We start from the raw sequence: 18,935 nt of genomic DNA, 5'->3' as shown, positions 1-18,935 counted from the left end.
GACGTCGCCATGCCGAGCTCGGACTCCGGCGGTTCTGCCGTCGCGACCCCCACACCCCGCGAGATGCGCAAGGTCCTCGCGGGCGCCGCCTCCGGAACCTCCCTGGAGTGGTTCGACTTCGCGCTCTACGGCACGGTCTCCGCGATCGTGTTCCCGAAGCTGTTCTTCCCCGCACTGGATCCGACCACCGGTGTGCTCGCGGCCTTCGCCGCCTTCGGTGTCGGGCTCGGTGCCCGGCCCCTGGGCGCGGCGTTCTTCGCGAACCTGGGCGACCGGATCGGCCGCCAGCGCACCATGCTCACCGCGATCATCGCGATGGGCTTCTCCTCGCTCGGCATCGGCCTGCTTCCCGGCTACGGCAGCTGGGGGATCTGGGCTCCGGTCCTGCTCGTCCTCCTCCGCATCGTGCAGGGCTTCAGCCTCGGGGGCGAGTCCAGCGCCGCACAGATCATGGCCATGGAGTACGCCCCGGCCGGCCGGCGCGCCTTCTACGGCTCCATCGTCAACATGGGATCCCCGCTCGGGCAGGTCTTCGTCGCGCTGGTCCTCGTGCTGGTCCGCGGCGCCGCGGGCGAAGAGGCCTTCCTCGCGTGGGCCTGGAGAATCCCGTTCATCCTCGGCTTCGCGATGGCCATCCTCGGGTTCCTCATGCGCCGCACCCTCGGCGAGACTCCCGCGTTCGAGAGGTCCCGCAAGCAGAACATGCTGGTCAAGCGCCCGTTGCTCACCGTCCTGCGGACCTACCCGCGCGACATCCTGCGGCTGACCTTCCTCTGGGCGGCCAACGTCGCCTGCTCCTACATGGTGACGACGTACTCCGTCGACTACATACAGCACACGCTGGGCATGTCGAGCCAGACCTCGTTCACCCTCATCCTGGCCACCAACCTGCTCGGTGTCGCGGCCGTACCCCTGGGCGGCCGGCTCGCCGACCGCTACGGCCGCAAGCCCGTCCTCTACACCTTCGCCACGATCAGCCTCGTCGGTGCCCTCGCCTACTTCCCCCTGCTCGACACCGAGGTCTGGCCGCTCATGCTGGCCGCGAACGTCCTGACCCTCGTGTCGCAGTACATCGAGTTCGGCGCGCTCGCGGCGATCTTCGCCGAGCCGTTCCCGACACCCGTCCGCTACTCGGGTCACGCCTCGGCCTACACCCTGACCAACCTCATCGGGGGCGCCCCGACCCCCTTCGTCGCGGCGCTGCTGCTTCAGGTCACCGGCACCCCCTGGAGCATCTCCCTGCTGCTTGCGGCGGCCTACATCCTGAGCCTGATCATGATCAGGCTCACGCCCGAGACGAGGAACGTGGACTTCCACGCCGCGGGCAACGAGGTCGCGTCGCCGGCTCGCGGTCGGGCGGCGACCGCATGAGCAGCACCAACGTGCCTTCGCGGCTCGCGCTGGGAGCGATGACCTTCCGAGGCCGCCGGTTCGAGGAGGCCGTCGCGGCGGCCGCCTCCAGCGGCTTCGACGGTATCGGGGTGTCCGTCGGCCAGGTCGTTGCGGCCCTCGAGCGGGGCATGTCGCCCGAGGAGATGGCGGATCGAGTTTCCAGCCACGGGCTCCGGGTCGCCGAGCTCGAGCTCGTCCGGATCGGCGGCGACCCGCGGGCCCGCCACCTCAACGAGCTCGTCCTCGATCTCATCCCGGTCCTCACCCCGGACCGGATCCACGTCGCGGCCTTCCACGGCCAACCCGAGCAGGTCGCCGCCGGCCTCGCCGACGTGTGCACCCGCGCGCGCGACACCACGGTCGCGTTCGAGTTCATGCCCTACAGCGCGATCCGCGACGTCGCCGACATGCAGTCCCTGCTGCAGACCCCCGGCTGCCAACACGTACAGATCGTGCTCGACGTCGTCCATTTCTTCCGCTCCGGCGGCCAGCTCGACCAACTCACCCCGGACCTGTGTGCACAGGTGGCGGTCGTCCAGCTCTCCGACCTCCTCCCCCGCGGGCCCCGGATCGACCTCGCCCACGAGGCTCGACACCTCCGGACCCACCCCGGCCACGGCACCCTCGACCTCGACGGGTTCCTCCGCGCCGTCTCCGCGCAGGGAGTGAGGCCGCCCGTCACGGTCGAACCGATCTCGGACACGCTCGAACAACAGCCGGTCAGCTGGGTCGCCGAGAGCGCCCGCGTGGCCACGACGCGACTGCTCTCCGACGCCGGTTGGGTCTCCTGACCGCGCCACACACCCGGAGGAAGCGACATGCCTTCACCAGCCCTGGCAGTCATCGGCGCCGGCAGGATCGGCCGCGAACACGCCCGCCTCATCAACGAGTCACGGGACGCCACGCTCGGCGCGATCGTCGACCCCGAACCGGCCGCAAGGGAGCTGGCCGGGTCCTACGGCGTCCCGTACTTCGCGAACCACGAAGACATGCTCGAGAACGGCGGAATCGCCGGCGCCGTCGTCGCCCTGCCCAACGCCTTGCACGTGCCAGTGGCGACCGACCTCGTCGCACACGACCTCGCGGTTCTCGTCGAGAAGCCGATCGCGGACACCCTCGAATCCGCATATCTGCTGGTCGAAGCCTCCCGCGACGCTTCGGTCCCGGTCCTGGTGGGCCACCAGCGGCGCCACAGCCCGGACATCGCCCGCGCGCGGTCCTGCATCGTGTCCGGCCGCCTCGGTCGCGTGGTCGCGGTCAGCGGCACCTGCCTGATGCGGAAGAACGACGACTACTTCGACGCCGGCTGGCGGCGGGCGCCCGGTGGCGGCCCGATCCTGATCAACCTCATCCACGACATCGACGCGCTCCGCTTCCTGCTCGGGGAGATCGTCACGGTCGGTGCCCTGTCGTCGAACCAGGTTCGTGGACTGGAAGTGGAGGACTCCGCAGCGGTCATCCTGAATTTCGCGAGCGGAGCAGTCGGCACGCTCGTGCTCAGCGATGCCGTACCGGCACCGTGGTGCTGGGACCTGAACTCCGGAAAGGCCCCGTTTTTCCCGTACACACCCGCCGACTGCTACCTCATCGGCGGGACAGAAGCCTCACTGGCGGTGCCGACGATGGAGCTTCTGGGAGCACCCGGCGGGGGAGACTGGCGGAGCCCACTCGTCCACCAGCGCGTCCCCACCGACAGCTCCGACCCCTACGAGAACCAGCTCAGGCACTTCGTCGACGTCGTCGAGGGGCGGGCGGAGCCGCTGATCGACGCTGCGGACGGGATGCGTACCTTGGCCGCCACCCTTGCCGTCGCGAGATCGGCGGAGACCCGCGAGTTGGTTCGGGTCGACGACCTCGTTCCGGCCGAGTGATTCGTCGCGGCCTGCCACCGGATTGCGCGCCGCGGCACCCGCTGCCTCCCGCCGGAGTCGCACTGCCACACCACGAATTGGTGTGGCGACACGGCGCCGGCTGGCACTCGTCCAGCTTCTATCCGTCGAGCGGACTCTTCTCCGCGGCGCCACACTGGCCATGACCTCGGACCCCGGAGACCGGAACGCCGGAGTGCCGCGCTGGATGGTGTTCACGGCGATCCTGGTCTGCGCTGTCGTTCAGTCTCTGCTGCCAGCGACGGTTTCGCCTCGGTGGCGGACGCGGTGGGTATCGACGCGCGGTAACCCCGGCCGCATCCCGTGTTTCTGCACGTACGGCACCTTCGTGCGAACCTAGTGCGCGAAGGTGCCGTACGTGCGAACACGCCCCGCACCCGCGCCGGAATCTTCCTCAGAACTGCAGAAATGGTCCCGTAGCGAAGCTACGGGACCATTTCCGTAGACAAAAAGTAGGCCCCCACCTGACGGCGGGGGCCTACTTGATGTTGAATGTCGGCGGCGACCTACTCTCCCACACCCTGACGAGTGCAGTACCATCGGCGCTGGAGGGCTTAGCTTCCGGGTTCGGGATGGGACCGGGCGTTCCCCGCTCCGCCAAAACCACCGACAACACTATTCACCTATCCCCGCCCCGACCCCCAGCGGATTCGAGAAACCTCGAACCCGAAAAAGGAACGACCCGGGTCGAACACCAACCCGCCACCCCCGAACCCCCGGTTTTCCCGGGGTATCGGGTGATGAGGGTTGTGTGCTCAGGGTCACACAGTGGATGCGAACAACTTGTTGTGGCAAGCCCTCGGCCTATTAGTACCAGTCAACTCCACCCCTCACAGGGCTTCCATCTCTGGCCTATCAACCCAGTCGTCTACTGGGAGCCTTAACCACGCAAGGTGGTGGGAGACCTCATCTTGGAACGAGCTTCCCGCTTAGATGCCTTCAGCGGTTATCCCTTCCGAACATAGCCAACCAGCCATGCCCCTGGCGGGACAACTGGCACACCAGAGGTTCGTCCGTCCCGGTCCTCTCGTACTAGGGACAGCCTTCCTCAAGTCTCCTACGCGCGCGGCGGATAGGGACCGAACTGTCTCACGACGTTCTAAACCCAGCTCGCGTACCGCTTTAATGGGCGAACAGCCCAACCCTTGGGACCTACTCCAGCCCCAGGATGCGACGAGCCGACATCGAGGTGCCAAACCATGCCGTCGATATGGACTCTTGGGCAAGATCAGCCTGTTATCCCCGGGGTACCTTTTATCCGTTGAGCGACACCCCTTCCACAAGGTGGTGCCGGATCACTAGTCCCGACTTTCGTCCCTGCTCGACCTGTCAGTCTCACAGTCAAGCTCCCTTGTGCACTTACACTCAACACCTGATTGCCAACCAGGCTGAGGGAACCTTTGGGCGCCTCCGTTACTCTTTAGGAGGCAACCGCCCCAGTTAAACTACCCACCAGGCACTGTCCCTGAACCAGATCATGGCCCGAGGTTGAGACACCCAATTCGACCAGAGTGGTATTTCAACAACGACTCCACAACCACTAGCGTGGCCGCTTCACAGTCTCCCACCTATCCTACACAAGCCGAACCGAGCACCAATACCAAGCTATAGTAAAGGTCCCGGGGTCTTTCCGTCCTGCCGCGCGTAACGAGCATCTTTACTCGTAGTGCAATTTCGCCGAGTCTGTGGTCGAGACAGCGCCCAAGTCGTTACGCCATTCGTGCAGGTCGGAACTTACCCGACAAGGAATTTCGCTACCTTAGGATGGTTATAGTTACCACCGCCGTTTACTGGCGCTTAAATTCTCCGCTTCGCCCCCGAAGGGACTAACAGGTCCTCTTAACGTTCCAGCACCGGGCAGGCGTCAGTCCGTATACATCGTCTTGCGACTTCGCACGGACCTGTGTTTTTAGTAAACAGTCGCTTGGGCCTGGTCTCTGCGACCGCCCAACCCTAGCCCGCAAGGGGCTTCAAGTCAGACGGCCCTCCTTCTCCCGAAGTTACGGAGGTATTTTGCCGAGTTCCTTAACCACAGTTCGCTCGATCGCCTCGGTATTCTCTACCTGACCACCTGTGTCGGTTTGGGGTACGGGCCGCAACAGCACTCGCTAGAGGCTTTTCTCGACAGCATGGGATCACCCTACTTCGCCTCAATCGGCTACGCATCACGTCTCACCCGTCACGACCCCCGGATTTACCTAGGAGTCGGGCTACACGCTTACACCAGGACTACCACCGCCTGGCGAGGCTACCCTCCTGCGTCACCCCATCGCTTGCCTACTACCGGATCGGGTCCCACGCTCCACCACACCCACCGCTCCCGAAGGAACAGGCGGGGGGCTTCGGATGGTTAGCATCACCGGCCTCGGCACGGACGCACTATCACGAGCACGGGAATATCAACCCGTTGTCCATCGACTACGCCTGTCGGCCTCGCCTTAGGTCCCGGCTCACCCTGGGCGGAACAGCCTGGCCCAGGAACCCTTGGTCATTCGGCGGAAGAGATTCTCACTCTTCATTCGCTACTCATGCCTGCATTCTCACTCGCACACCCTCCACGACTAGCTCACGCTGCCGCTTCACCGGATGCACGACGCTCCCCTACCCATCCCAACGACTACACCCAAAAACCGAAATCCTCGGGCGGATCAATGCTGGAATGCCACGGCTTCGGCGGTGCGCTTGAGCCCCGCTACATTGTCGGCGCAGGACCACTTGACCAGTGAGCTATTACGCACTCTTTCAAGGGTGGCTGCTTCTAAGCCAACCTCCTGGTTGTCTGGGCGATCCCACATCCTTTCCCACTTAGCGCACGCTTAGGGGCCTTAGCCGGTGATCTGGGCTGTTTCCCTCTCGACTACGAAGCTTATCCCCCGCAGTCTCACTGCCGCGCTAAAAGTACCGGCATTCGGAGTTTGGTTGATTTCAGTAAGCTTGTCGGCCCCCTAGACCATCCAGTGCTCTACCTCCGGTACCCACCACGCGACGCTGCACCTAAATGCATTTCGGGGAGAACCAGCTATCACGGAGTTTGATTGGCCTTTCACCCCTAACCACAGCTCATCCCCCAGGTTTTCAACCCTGGTGGGTTCGGGCCTCCACGTCGTCTTACCGACGCTTCACCCTGGCCATGGCTAGATCACTCCGCTTCGGGTCTATACCCCGCGACTATAAGCGCCCTATTCAGACTCGCTTTCGCTACGGCTACCCCACACGGGTTAACCTCGCCACGAAGCATAACTCGCAGGCTCATTCTTCAAAAGGCACGCCATCACCCAACAAGTAGGCTCTGACGGCTTGTAGGCACACGGTTTCAGGTACTATTTCACTCCCCTCCCGGGGTACTTTTCACCTTTCCCTCACGGTACTCGTCCGCTATCGGTCATCAGGGAGTATTTAGGCTTACCGGGTGGTCCCGGCAGATTCACAGCAAATTCCACGAGCTCGCTGCTACTCGGGGACAACGTCCAAACCGCTCACAATGTTTTCGCGTACGGGGCTCTCACCCACTACGGCGACCCTTTCCAGAAGTCTTCCACTAACACTGCAACACGGCTTCGCAGGCACGGCAGCGCCCACACGACGAAACCCCACAACACCGCATCCGCAACGCCTGCCGGCTATCACACGGACCCGGTTTAGCCTCTTCCGCTTTCGCTCGCCACTACTCACGGAATCACGGTTGTTTTCTCTTCCTGTGGGTACTGAGATGTTTCACTTCCCCACGTTCCCCCTAACACCCTATGAATTCAGATGCTAGTGACGCGTCATGACACGCGCCGGGTTTCCCCATTCGGACACCCTCGGATCACAGCTTGGTTGACAACTCCCCGAGGACTATCGCGGTCTCCCACGTCCTTCATCGGCTCCTGATGCCCAGGCATCCACCATGTGCCCTTAAACACTTGACCACAACAAGATGCTCGCATCCACTATGCAACACTCAACACACAACCACACCCCAACCAATCCCTGACCACCACCACCCCCACCCACCACTGGAAAAAACCCAGCGGCGCGGGAGGCGTTAGACGGTCCAGGCCGGGAGCAGCCCGAGAACCACACCGATCACCGGTGTCTCCTCAGGACCCAACAGTGTGCCAAGCCTCGCCGCCCCCCGAAAGGAAACGGCCTGCTGTCTCGTTCAGCATGAATTGGTATTTTGTGTTCCACCCAGCCACCCACCGACCCCAGGCCGGCGAAGCGGATTGTGTGAAAGGAGACCGACCACCCGCGGGGCATACCCACGGCGCCGGTTCAACCTCACCAACCGGTGAGCTCCTTAGAAAGGAGGTGATCCAGCCGCACCTTCCGGTACGGCTACCTTGTTACGACTTCGTCCCAATCGCCGGTCCCACCTTCGACAACTCCCTCCCACAAGGGGTTGGGCCGTCGGCTTCGGGTGTTACCAACTTTCGTGACGTGACGGGCGGTGTGTACAAGGCCCGGGAACGTATTCACCGCAGCGTTGCTGATCTGCGATTACTAGCGACTCCAACTTCATGGGGTCGAGTTGCAGACCCCAATCCGAACTGAGACCGACTTTAAGGGATTCGCTCCACCTCACGGTCTCGCAGCCCTCTGTATCGGCCATTGTAGCATGTGTGAAGCCCTGGACATAAGGGGCATGATGACTTGACGTCATCCCCACCTTCCTCCGAGTTGACCCCGGCAGTCTCCCATGAGTCCCCGGCATAACCCGCTGGCAACATGGAACGAGGGTTGCGCTCGTTGCGGGACTTAACCCAACATCTCACGACACGAGCTGACGACAGCCATGCACCACCTGCACACCAACCACAAGGGAAGCCCTATCTCTAGGGATGTCTGGTGCATGTCAAACCCAGGTAAGGTTCTTCGCGTTGCATCGAATTAATCCACATGCTCCGCCGCTTGTGCGGGCCCCCGTCAATTCCTTTGAGTTTTAGCCTTGCGGCCGTACTCCCCAGGCGGGGCGCTTAATGCGTTAGCTGCGGCACAGAGACCGTGGAATGGCCCCCACACCTAGCGCCCACCGTTTACGGCGTGGACTACCAGGGTATCTAATCCTGTTCGCTCCCCACGCTTTCGCTCCTCAGCGTCAGTATCGGCCCAGAGACCCGCCTTCGCCACCGGTGTTCCTCCTGATATCTGCGCATTTCACCGCTACACCAGGAATTCCAGTCTCCCCTGCCGAACTCCAGTGATGCCCGTATCGACCGCAAGCTCAGAGTTAAGCCCCAAGTTTTCACGATCGACGTGACACACCGCCTACGAGCTCTTTACGCCCAATAATTCCGGACAACGCTCGCACCCTACGTATTACCGCGGCTGCTGGCACGTAGTTGGCCGGTGCTTCTTCTCTACCTACCGTCACCCCGAAAGGCTTCGTCGATAGCGAAAGAGGTTTACAACCCGAAGGCCGTCATCCCCCACGCGGCGTCGCTGCGTCAGGCTTCCGCCCATTGCGCAATATTCCCCACTGCTGCCTCCCGTAGGAGTCTGGGCCGTGTCTCAGTCCCAGTGTGGCCGGTCGCCCTCTCAGGCCGGCTACCCGTCGTCGCCTTGGTAGGCCATCACCCCACCAACAAGCTGATAGGCCGCGGGCCCATCCCCAGCCGAAAAAACTTTCCACCACACACCATGCGACATGTGGTCATATCCGGTATTAGACCCAGTTTCCCAGGCTTATCCCAGAGCTGAGGGCAGGTCACCCACGTGTTACTCACCCGTTCGCCGCTCGTGTACCCCGAAGGGCCTTACCGCTCGACTTGCATGTGTTAAGCACGCCGCCAGCGTTCGTCCTGAGCCAGGATCAAACTCTCCAACAAAAACTGGCCCTACAAAAAAATGCCGACCGACGCATCAGGGACGGGGTCCCACGCCGGCCGAACTCATCTGGCACAAAAACCACCAAACAAGAAAACAAGCTCGACACACTGTTGAGTTCTCAAAAGACACCCGCACACCATCACACGCCGCGAGGCGAACATCCGGGGCTTTCCACCACCGTACACCCGCCACGATCCATCGGATCTCAGGGGGTCCCGGTGAGGGAGGCGGCCAGCGGGCCTGTTGACCGGGCCTCCAGGGCCCGTTCTGTCCGGCGTCTCGCTGACAACGAGAAAGTTACGCCCCGGTACCCAACGCCGTCAAATCGCCCCCAAACCCCCGGCCCGAGCACCATCACCCCAGGTCAACGGCCCAACCACGCCCCCGAACCCAGGTTAACAGCAGATTTCGTCCCTTATGACCGCGGTCACTTCACCCCTCCAGCGGTTGCGAACCCGCCAGCCCACGAGGTCACGCACCGACGCTCACCAGCGGTTTTGGGATGCAAGGCCCCCTGCGAGGCCGCGCACCCTGCGGAGCGGAGGACGTTGACGAGACCCGACCACCCGGAGGAGCACGCTCGCCCCGAGGGACGACGGCACTTCCCTCCGGGGCTCGTGGGAGGACCGGGCAGGCTCAGCCCCTCCCCTTTTCGGCGCGGGCGCACGGCCCGGCCGGACCTGCCCGTCACGCCCCCCACGACGGAACGTCGTCCGCGACCTGGAGCGGGACGTCGACCAGGCGGCGACGGGCGGCGTCAGAGCATCCGTCCCAGTCGCGCCGCGTGCCCGGCGAGTACCGGCACGAAGTCCCGGTGAAGCTCATCCGCCGTGACCCGCGCGCTCGACGCGCTCACGCTCATCGCGGCGACCGTCCGGCCGCGCGCGTCCGTGACCGGGACGGCGACGGCGCGCATCCCGAGCTCGAGCTCCTCGTCGCTGGTGGCGTGACCGTCGACCCGGACGACCTGGACGGCGGCGGTGATGTCCTCGGGCGCGACGAGGGTGCGGACCGTGCGCCGCGCACGGTTGCCGCGGGCGAGGTAGGCGGCGAGCGCCTCGTGGTCGAGGGCCGCGAGGAGCACGCGGCCGGTGGCGGAGCAGTGCGCGGGCAGCCGGGCACCGACGCGGACGCCGGTGGAGACGATCCGCTCGGCCTCGGCACGGGCCACGAACACCGACCAGCCGTCCTCCCACACCGCCAGGGACACCGACTCGGCCAGCTCGTCCCGCGCCGCGACGAGGTGCGGCTGCGCGAGGACCGGGAGCGAGGCGGTGTCCAGGTAGGCCCCGCCGAGCCGGAGCATCCGCGGCGTCGGGCGGAAGAACTTGCCGTCGTGGGTCAGGTAGCCGAGGTCGGTCAGCGTGAGCAGACAACGCCGCGCCGCAGCCCGCGTCACGTCGGTTCGCCGGGCGGCCTCGGCGACCGTGAGCTGGGACGACGCGTCCCCGAACGCCTCGATCACGGCGAGCCCCTTGGCGAGCCCGGCCATGCCCTCGGGCGCACGGGCGGGGACGGCGTCCTTGACACCGTCTGATCCACCCGCTTCTACTGTTCGAGAAACAGACACGAGTTCGTTATACGAACACTTGCGGCGCCTGTCAAGGCGGCGCACCCCGACGAGGAGCTGTCGTGCCCACCACCACAACCACCGAGCTGCCGGCGTGGCCCAAGGGACTGACCCGGGTCCCGTACTGGGTCTTCCAACGCGAGGACGTCTACGCCGCGGAGCAGGAGAACCTCTTCCGCGGCCCACACTGGAACTACCTGTGCCTGGAGGCGGAGGTCGCCTCACCCGGGCAGTTCCGCGCGAGCTTCCTGGGTGACACGCCGGTGGTCGTCTCCCGCGACCACGACGGCGAGCTGTACGCGTTCGAGAACCGCTGCGCCCACCGCGGCGCCCTGCTCGCACTGGACGACCGGGGCACCGCCAAGGACTTCACCTGCGTCTACCACGCCTGGACCTACAGCCTGCAGGGCGACCTGACCGGGGTGGCGTTCAAGGACGGCGTCAAGGGCAAGGGCGGGATGCCGGAGTCGTTCTGCCTGGAGCAGCACGGGCCGCGCAAGCTGCGCCTCGCCGTCGTGCACGGTCTTGTGTTCGGCAGCTTCTCCGACGACGTCGACGACATTGAGGACTACCTCGGCGACGAGATCATGGACCGGATCGAGCGGGTCCTGGGCGGGCGCACCCCGGTGGTGATCGGGCGCTTCACCCAGATGCTGCCCAACAACTGGAAGCTCTACGTGGAGAACGTCAAGGACTCCTACCACGCCAGCATCCTGCATCTGTTCTTCACCACCTTCGAGCTCAACCGGCTGTCCCAGCGCGGCGCGATCATCGTCAGCGAGGACGGCGGCCACCACGTCAGCTACTCGGCGATCGACCGCGAGGCCGAGCGGGACGCCTCCTACTCCGAGCAGAACATCCGGTCCGACAGCGGCTACAAGCTTGCCGACCCGTCGCTGCTGGAGGGCTTCAGCGAGGTCGGCGACGACACCACGCTGCAGATCCTGTCGACGTTCCCCGCCTTCGTGCTGCAGCAGATCCAGAACTCGGTCGCGGTCCGGCAGATCCTGCCCCGCGGGGTGGACCGGACCGAGCTGAACTGGACGCTGCTCGGCTTCGAGGAGGACACGCCCGAGCAGCGCAAGGTCCGGTTGAAGCAGGCCAACCTCGTCGGCTCGGCCGGCTACATCTCCATGGAGGACGGCTGCGTGGGCGGCTTCGTGCAGCGCGGCGTGGCCGGCGCGTCCGACCACGCCGCCGTGCTCGAGATGGGCGGCGCGAGCGCCGAGTCCAGCGAGAGCCGGGTGACCGAGGCGTCCATCCGCGGGTTCTGGAAGGCGTACGTGGCCGGCATGGGCATCCGGCAGGAGGTGCAGGCATGACCACGAGGGACGTGTTCCGGCTGATCGGCCAGGCCCAGGCGGCCTACGCCCGGTGCATCGACTCGGACCGGCTCGAGGAGTGGCCGGACTTCTTCACCGAGAAGTGCTTCTACACCGTCACCACCGCCGACAACCACCGCGAGGGCCTGGAGGCGGGCCTGATCTGGGCCGACACCCGCGGCATGCTCACCGACCGGGTGTCCGCCCTGCGCGAGGCCAACATCTACGAGCGGCACGGCTACCGGCACATCCTCGGCCAGCCGTTCATCGAGGAGGACGACGGCCGCGAGGTGCGCAGCGAGACGTCGTTCCTCGTCGTCCGGATCATGCGCGACGGGTCGACCGACCTGTTCGCCTCCGGCCGCTACCTCGACCGCTACGTCCTCGACGGCGATGACGCCAAGCTCGCCGAGCGGGTCGTGGTCTGCGACAGCTCGCGGATCGACACCCTGCTGGCGCTGCCGCTGTGAGCGAGCGTGCGAGCGAACCGTGGACGCAGCGCCTGCGCGAAGCGCCGGCCGAGCGTCAGCGAGGGCGTGCGGTGAGCAGGGTCCTGCTCACCGTCGGGGACCCGAACGGGGTCGGCCCCGAGCTGGCCGTGAAGGCCGCCGCCGCACTGGCCGGCGACCCCGACCTGGTACCCGTGGTGGTGGCGGACCCGTACGTCGTCGAGACGTGGGCCGCGCGGTCGGGAATGCGGCTGCGCGAGACCGACGGCGCGGCTGCCGCGGAACCCGGGGTGCTGGACGTGCTGCCCGTGACCGCGCTGCCCGAAGGCGAGCTGCTGCCCGGGACCGTCAGCGCCGAGGCGGGCGCCGCGACCGTCGCCTACCTGCGCGCCGCGGTCGAGGCCGTGCACGCCGGCCTCGGGCGGGCGATCGTGGCCTGCCCGCACTCGGAGACCGCGGTCAACGCCGCGGGCATCCCGTTCGACGGTTACCCGGGGCTGCTGGCCGAGCTGTCCGGGGCCCCGCGCGATCGGGTGTTCCTGATGCTCGTCGGCGGTGGCCTACGGGTCGTCCACGCCACCCTGCACGAGCGGCTCGCCGACGCGCTGGACCGGCTCACCCCCGAGCTGGTCGCGGCGGCCGCCCGCGCCGCCGCGGGGTTCCTCGTGGCCGCCGGCGTCGAAGCCCCGCGGATCGGCGTGTTCGGGGTCAACCCCCACGCCGGGGAGGGGGGACTGTTCGGCCACGACGACGAGCGTGTCACCGTGCCGGCAGTGGAAGCGCTGCGGCGCAGCGGGATCGACGCGATCGGTCCGCTCGGGGCCGACCTGCTGCTCGGTCCCGACCGCCGCGACGAGTTCGACGCCTGCGTCGCGATCTACCACGACCAGGGGCACGTCCCGGTCAAGCTGCTCGCCGGCCGCACCGCGTCCGCGCTGTCCCTCGGAGCCGGCCTCACGTTCTCCAGCGTCGGGCACGGCGCCGCGTTCGACATCGCCGGCCGCGGCGTCGCCGACCCCGAGGCGGTGCTGCGTGCGGTTCGTCTGGTCGGCGGGGCCGGCCGCCGTTCGGAGGTGGCCGCATGACCCACGACGTCCGCGTCGCCGGCACCGAGATCGTCTTCGGCTGCGAGCCGGACGAGTCGGTGCTCGACGCCGCCGAACGGGCCGGGTTCACGATGCCCTACTCCTGCCGCAAGGGGGTCTGCTCGACCTGTGAGGGCGGGTTGGTCACGGGTGCGGCGGACGTGCGCGGTCGCGGCCCGCTCGACGGTCCGGTCGACGGGGTGCTGCTGTGCCGGACCAGGCCCCGCTCCGACCTGGAGATCGCGCCGCAGCGGATCACCCGCCGGGAACCCCCGGCCCGCAGGACCGTCACGGCGAAGGTCCACAAGATCACCACCCCGGCGCCCGGCGTCGCCGTCGTCGCGCTGCGGTTCCCGACCGGGGTGCGTGCGAAGTTCCGGGCCGGGCAGTACCTCACCGTGGCGCTGCCGGGCGGCGACAGCCGCAACTACTCGATGGCGAACCCGCCCCACCAGAGCGACGGCGCGCTGCTGCACGTGCGCCGGGTGCCGGGCGGGCGGTTCTCCGGCGAGCTGCTCGACCGGCTGGGCAAGGGCGACACCCTGCAGGTCGAGCTGCCCTTCGGCGAGTTCAGCCTGGACCACGAGTCCGACCGGCCCGTGGTGCTGGTGGCCACCGGAACCGGCTTCGCCCCGGTCAAGTCCATCGTGGAGGACCAGATCAAGCGCGGCGGCGACCGACCGCTGCACCTGTACTGGGGCGCGCGCCGCGCCGAGGACCTCTACCTCGCGGACCTGCCCGCGCAGTGGGCGGACAAGTACGACTGGTTCTCCTTCACCCCGGTCCTCTCCGCACCCGACGCCGAATGGACGGGGCGCACCGGGCACGTGCACCGCGCGGTGCTGGCCGACCTCCCGGACCTGCGCGGCCACGAGGCCTACGCCTGCGGCAACCCCGCGATGACCGCCGCCGCACGCGAGGAGTTCGTCGGCACCGCCGGTCTGGCCGCCGACCGCTTCTTCAGCGACGCCTTCGTCCCGTCCGGGGACGCGGAGCCCGTCGTGGCGAGCTGATCCCGACAGCAGCAGGCCGATCCACCCTTCCCGTCCCACCACACCAGGGGTCACCGACGACCCCGGAGCGAGGCCACCGATGTCTCTCGAAGCGCGTCCCCTGCAGTTGCCCTCGTTCGTCGACGAACGGCGCGTCAGTCGTTTCCAGTACGGCGTGATCACCCTCTGCGGGCTCGTCATGTTCATCGACGGGTTCGACACCCAGGCCATCAGCTACATGGCCCCCCACATCGCGAAGGAGTGGGGCCTGTCCCCGCAGACCCTCGCCCCGATCTTCTCCTCCGCGCTCGTCGGCCTCATGGTCGGCTACCTGGCGCTGTCCCCGCTGTCCGACCGGTTCGGGCACAAGCGGGTCATCGTCGTCAGCACCATCGGTTTCGCCCTGTGCACGCTGGCCGCGGTGTGGGCGTTCTCCGTGCCCGAGCTGATCGTGCTGCGCTTCCTCACCGGGCTCGGGCTCGGCGCGGCCGCGCCGAGCTGCGTGGCGATGACCGGCGAGTTCAGCCCCAAGCGGCTGCGGGCCACGTTCGTGCTCGTCATCTACTGCGGCTTCTCGCTCGGCTTCGTCGTCGCCGGGCTGGTCGCGGGTTGGCTGATCCCCGCGCACGGATGGCGCTCGATGTTCGTGGCGGGCGCGCTCGCCCCGCTGCTGCTGGTGCCGCTGCTGCTGCGGTTCCTGCCGGAGTCGCCGGTGTTCATGATCCGCCGCAGCCAGGATCCCCGGCGCATCTACCACGTCTTCCGGCGGATGGACCGCGCGCTGCCCGAGCACGCGGCGCCGACCTTCGCCGTCGAGGCCGAGGACGCCGGCAAGCGTGCCGCGCTGAGCAGCCTGTTCACCCGTGACCGGGTGCTGGGCACGGTGCTGCTGTGGTTCGTGTTCGCGATCAACCTGGCGGAGTTCTACGCGTTGCAGAGCTGGCTGCCGACGATCATGACGAGCCTCGACTACTCGATGAGCACGGTGGTCACCGCGACCACACTGACCACGGTCGGCGGCATCGCGGCGGCGTTCATCACCGGTCCCTGCATGGACCGGCTCGGCGCCTACGGGACGCTAGGAGCGCTCTACCTGGTCGGGTTCGTGTTCGTCGCGCTCACCGGCCTGGCCTTCAGCGCGCCCCTCTGGGTGCTGCTCACCGCCAACTTCCTGGCGGGCTGCTGCATCAGCGGCGGGCAGAAGAGCCTGATCGCGCTCGCGGCGGTGTTCTACCCGGCGCCGATCCGTTCCACCGGGGTCGGCTGGGCGCTCGGGATCGGGCGGGTGGGTGGCATCCTCGGCCCCATCGTGATCGGCGCGGCCCTCGCGGCGCAGTGGTCGGCCGGCGCGGTGTTCTACGCGATGGCCGTGCCGATGCTGGTCGCCGGCGTGGCCGTCCTTCTCCTGGGACGCCTGTACGGCACGCGGCGGAACCGGGTCAGCACCGGCGCCCGGGCCGAGGACTCCGTAGCGGAGGCCGTCCCGGGCGAGGGTGCTCAGGCCTGAGCGCGGGCCGGACACCGGCGTCCCTTCCCGGCGGTCAGAAGGACGCGGGACTCTTCGGGGTCAGGCGCCTGGCTCCAGGGCCCCGGCGCTTCATGGCGGCCTCGGCGAGCTCGGCGTCGACTCCCAGGTAGACATGACCGGCCTCCTCGCGGACGGGGAAGACGGTGATGGGTCGCGTGGCCGGCGGACACAGCGGTTCGCCGCTCTCGTAGTCGAAGACGCTGCCGTGACATGAGCACAGCAGCCCCTCGTCGGTGACCTTACCGCTGGACAGCAGGCAGTCGAGGTGGCTGCAGTAGTTCGACGTCGCGTGCACCTCGCCCTCGGACCGGGACACCGCGACCTCGACCTCGTCGACGAAGAAGCGGCGGACGACGCCCTCGGGGATCTGACCGGACCTCGCGATCTTGTGGAACTCCACGTCACTCTCCTTCAGGCGCTGACGGTGTCGAGCAGGTCGAACAGATCCGTGGCTTCGTCGGCCAGCGCGGCGGCGGGCACCGCGAGACCGAGCGCGATGAGCTGCTTCGCGGCGGGCACGTCGCCCCCGCGGTCGACAGCGAACGACGCGTGGACACGGCCACCGCTGAGATAGAACGCGATGAAGTTGCGGCCCGCCATGCTGCCCCGGACGACGATCTCGGCATCCGGGCGGGGGCGGCCGAGGAACTGCAGCCCGAACTCGTACTGGTCCGACCAGTACCAGGGCACGTCCTCGGCCGGCCCGCCCGGCTTGCCGATCAGCGCCTTCGCCACAGCGGTCCCCTGGGTCGTGGCGTTGTCGACGTGCTCGACCCGCACGAAGCCGTCCCCGACGGCGCGACTGGCCACGTCCCCTGCGGCGAAGACACCCGGCAGGGCGGTTCGGCAGGAGTCGTCCACGACGATGCCTCCGCGGACGGGGTCGACCTCGAGCCCGGACGCCCTGGCGATCTCGTCGTTGGGCACGGCACCGACGGCAACGACGACCAGGTCCGCCTCGACATCGCCGTCCGCGGTCTGTACCAGCACGCCGCTGGCCGTCTCGGTGACCGTCCCGATCTCCTGCCCGCAGCGCAGGTCGACCCCGTACTCGCGGTGCAGCCCGGCGTAGAACTCAGCCATCTCGAATCCGAGCTGGGAGATCAGAGGCAGAGCCCCGGCCTCGAGGGTGGTGACGGCGATGCCGAGGGCACGGGCGGAGGCGGCGACCTCGGACCCGATCAGGCCGCCGCCCACCACCGCGATGCGTTCGGCGGCCGGGAGCATGTCCCGCAGCCGCGCCGCGTCGTCCAGGGTCCGGAGATGGACGACGCGCTCTCCCTCGACGCCCGGCAGCCTGCGGGCCCTGACGCCGGTGGCCAGCAGGACCGCGTCGGACTCGACCTCGCAGCCGTCCGTGAGGCGGACGCGACCCTCGGCCACGGACTCCGCCCGCACCCCGAGGCGCAGCTCGACCGCGTTCTCCGTGCACCAGGCCTCGTCGAGGAGGGTCACGTCCTCGGGCTCGGTGTCGCCGCGCAGGTACTCCTTGGACAGGGGTGGCCGTTGGTAGGGCGCGTGGTTCTCGTCGGAGAGCACCGTCACGCGGCCGTCGAAGCCGCGTCGGCGCAGCAGCCGCACCGCGGCGACGGCCGCCTGGCCGGCGCCCACGGTGACGAAGCTGCGTGGCAGGTCGGACATGACGACTCCTGGAGGGTTCGGACGAGCGGGGTCAGGGGCGCCGGTGGTCAGGGGCGCGGGACGGCACTGACGTGGACGACGTCGTCGACGATGCGCACGTCGTGCACCGGCTGGAAGTCGTCCCGGTCGTCGGCCTCGCCCGTCTCGGGATCGAAGGTCCACTGGTGGGCAGGACAGACGACCTTGCCGTGCCACAGGACGCCGCGGGACAGCGACCGGCCCTTGTGGACGCAGACGTCGTCGAGGGCGAAGACGCGGTCGCCGACGAGGAACAGAGCGACCGCCCGTCCCCCGACATCGACCCGGGTCTTCTTGCGGCGCTCGAGGTCCGCGAGCGGGACCGTGGCGACCCACTCGACGGTTCGGTTGTCGCTCACGGGCACTCCGCGGGTGTCGGCCGCGGTGGGCACGAGGTGCGCCCACCGCGGCGAGGACGGGTTTCGGTCAGGAGGTGGCGACGGGGGGCGCGACGTAGGTGTCGTAGAGGGCCCGGGTGTAGGAGAAGCGCATCTCCGCACCCCAGCGGACGTACTGGAGGCAGCGCTGCTGCAGCTCCGGGGTGTCCGCGTGGTCGAGCACGATCTGGTAGCCGCGCTCGCCGTGCACCTCGTCGGAGGTGATGTGCAGGTCGAAGAACTCGATCTCGTCCTCGGTGAAGCCGTAGACGCCGCGGAGCGGGACGATCTGCTTCTTGTAGATGCCGGGGACCTGCGACTCGAGGCCGACGACGAGCGCTGCGGTCGCAACCACGAAATGCTCGCGCATCGCCACTGAGTAGCACCAGGACTGCAGTCCGCGGGTGACCGCGTTCATGTTATCCGGGTTCTCGATGCGCTCCCTGGTCGTGCCGCAGGCCTCGCCGAAACGCACGAGGAGGTCGGTGTGCCGGATGTCGGCGAGCTCCTCCTCGTACATGTTCTGGAGGGTGAAGTCCTTGGCGTCGGTGAACTTGTCCGGGGTGTTGCCGTAGATGTAGCCGAGGTAGTCGGCGAACGGGCCGACGTAGTGGAAGTGGTTCTCGGCCCAGCGAGCGAAGTGATCGCGGGTGAGCTCGCCCTCGGCCCAGGCCTTGCTGAACGACGCGTTCTTGGCCTCGCGGCCCTTGATCGCGTCCTCGAGCGCGGCCCGGAAGTCGTCGCGGGAGAGCAGCTCCGGCGCGCCGGAAGTGCCGGCGGGAGTGTCGACGGTCAGGGTCATGGAGAACCCTCCTCGAAAAGGTCTGAGTGATGGAACCGGGATCCGGACCTGGTATGTCG

General features: G+C 67.3%; 13 protein-coding genes and 3 rRNA genes. 8 read left to right on the top strand and 8 right to left on the bottom strand.

Annotated elements, in window-relative coordinates:
- Positions 1–9 precede the first annotated feature (9 nt).
- From WBK50_RS10515 to WBK50_RS10505, 3 genes are read left to right on the top strand one after another with little or no spacing between them, the layout of a single operon-like run.
- Positions 10–1,371 (top strand): MFS transporter, encoded by a 1,362-nt coding sequence (locus WBK50_RS10515; protein ID WP_341335411.1) that lies wholly within the window; start codon positions 10–12, stop codon positions 1,369–1,371.
- Positions 1,368–2,183 (top strand): sugar phosphate isomerase/epimerase family protein, encoded by an 816-nt coding sequence (locus tag WBK50_RS10510; protein ID WP_341335410.1) that lies wholly within the window; start codon positions 1,368–1,370, stop codon positions 2,181–2,183. Before WBK50_RS10515 ends, WBK50_RS10510 begins: the two co-directional genes overlap by 4 nt.
- Positions 2,184–2,210: 27 nt before the next feature.
- A complete protein-coding gene (locus WBK50_RS10505; protein WP_341335409.1) occupies positions 2,211–3,263 on the top strand; it encodes a Gfo/Idh/MocA family protein in 1,053 nt (350 codons plus the stop codon).
- 511 nt (positions 3,264–3,774) lie between these two features.
- On the opposite strand, the gene rrf is transcribed toward WBK50_RS10505, so the two are convergent.
- The 4 genes from rrf to WBK50_RS10485 all read right to left on the bottom strand — a co-directional run bounded on the left by rrf (position 3,775) and on the right by WBK50_RS10485 (position 10,584).
- Positions 3,775–3,892 (bottom strand): 5S ribosomal RNA (gene rrf, locus WBK50_RS10500).
- A gap of 176 nt (positions 3,893–4,068) precedes the next feature.
- Positions 4,069–7,192 (bottom strand): 23S ribosomal RNA (locus WBK50_RS10495).
- 375 nt (positions 7,193–7,567) lie between these two features.
- A 16S ribosomal RNA gene (locus WBK50_RS10490) occupies positions 7,568–9,091 on the bottom strand.
- Together the 16S, 23S and 5S rRNA genes form the textbook arrangement of a ribosomal RNA operon.
- Positions 9,092–9,849: 758 nt before the next feature.
- The gene (locus WBK50_RS10485) at positions 9,850–10,584 is read right to left on the bottom strand and encodes an IclR family transcriptional regulator domain-containing protein (protein ID WP_341335408.1); all 735 of its coding nucleotides are present in this window, start codon (positions 10,582–10,584) and stop codon (positions 9,850–9,852) included.
- A 140-nt stretch (positions 10,585–10,724) separates the two neighbouring features.
- Between WBK50_RS10485 and WBK50_RS10480 the strand changes: the two genes are divergently transcribed.
- The 5 genes from WBK50_RS10480 (at position 10,725) to WBK50_RS10460 (ending at position 16,017) form a co-directional block, all read left to right on the top strand.
- Positions 10,725–11,984 carry an aromatic ring-hydroxylating dioxygenase subunit alpha gene (locus WBK50_RS10480; RefSeq protein WP_341335407.1) on the top strand — a complete coding sequence of 420 codons (1,260 nt, stop codon included), beginning with the start codon at positions 10,725–10,727 and terminating at the stop codon, positions 11,982–11,984.
- The gene (locus WBK50_RS10475; protein ID WP_341335406.1) at positions 11,981–12,454 is read left to right on the top strand and encodes an aromatic-ring-hydroxylating dioxygenase subunit beta; all 474 of its coding nucleotides are present in this window, start codon (positions 11,981–11,983) and stop codon (positions 12,452–12,454) included. The genes WBK50_RS10480 and WBK50_RS10475 overlap by 4 nt, the downstream gene beginning before the upstream one ends.
- 71 nt (positions 12,455–12,525) lie before the next feature.
- The gene (locus WBK50_RS10470; protein ID WP_341335405.1) at positions 12,526–13,518 is read left to right on the top strand and encodes a PdxA family dehydrogenase; all 993 of its coding nucleotides are present in this window, start codon (positions 12,526–12,528) and stop codon (positions 13,516–13,518) included.
- Positions 13,515–14,531 carry a 2Fe-2S iron-sulfur cluster-binding protein gene (locus tag WBK50_RS10465; protein ID WP_341335404.1) on the top strand — a complete coding sequence of 339 codons (1,017 nt, stop codon included), beginning with the start codon at positions 13,515–13,517 and terminating at the stop codon, positions 14,529–14,531. The genes WBK50_RS10470 and WBK50_RS10465 overlap by 4 nt, the downstream gene beginning before the upstream one ends.
- A gap of 79 nt (positions 14,532–14,610) precedes the next feature.
- A complete protein-coding gene (locus WBK50_RS10460; RefSeq protein ID WP_341335403.1) occupies positions 14,611–16,017 on the top strand; it encodes an MFS transporter in 1,407 nt (468 codons plus the stop codon).
- Between the two features lie 34 nt (positions 16,018–16,051).
- Here the strand turns inward: WBK50_RS10460 and WBK50_RS10455 are convergent, their stop codons facing one another.
- From WBK50_RS10455 to WBK50_RS10440, 4 genes are all read right to left on the bottom strand, one after another.
- Complete coding sequence (locus tag WBK50_RS10455) at positions 16,052–16,438, bottom strand: Rieske (2Fe-2S) protein (RefSeq protein WP_341335402.1); 387 nt, start codon at positions 16,436–16,438, stop codon at positions 16,052–16,054.
- An 11-nt stretch (positions 16,439–16,449) separates the two neighbouring features.
- Positions 16,450–17,679, bottom strand: a complete 1,230-nt coding sequence (locus tag WBK50_RS10450; protein ID WP_341335401.1) for an NAD(P)/FAD-dependent oxidoreductase — start codon at positions 17,677–17,679, stop codon at positions 16,450–16,452.
- A 47-nt stretch (positions 17,680–17,726) separates the two neighbouring features.
- Positions 17,727–18,056 carry a Rieske (2Fe-2S) protein gene (locus WBK50_RS10445; protein WP_341335400.1) on the bottom strand — a complete coding sequence of 110 codons (330 nt, stop codon included), beginning with the start codon at positions 18,054–18,056 and terminating at the stop codon, positions 17,727–17,729.
- Positions 18,057–18,123: 67 nt separating this feature from the next.
- Positions 18,124–18,876, bottom strand: coding sequence for a TenA family transcriptional regulator (locus tag WBK50_RS10440; RefSeq protein WP_341335399.1), 753 nt, complete (start codon positions 18,874–18,876; stop codon positions 18,124–18,126).
- Positions 18,877–18,935: the final 59 nt, after the last annotated feature.

Origin of the sequence: Pseudonocardia sp. T1-2H (assembly GCF_038039215.1) — a bacterium.
In the GTDB taxonomy this organism is placed as follows: Bacteria; Actinomycetota; Actinomycetes; order Mycobacteriales; family Pseudonocardiaceae; genus Pseudonocardia.
The sequence above is the reverse complement of the archived record's forward strand: the minus strand, read 5'-3'. Positions and strand labels throughout refer to the sequence as shown.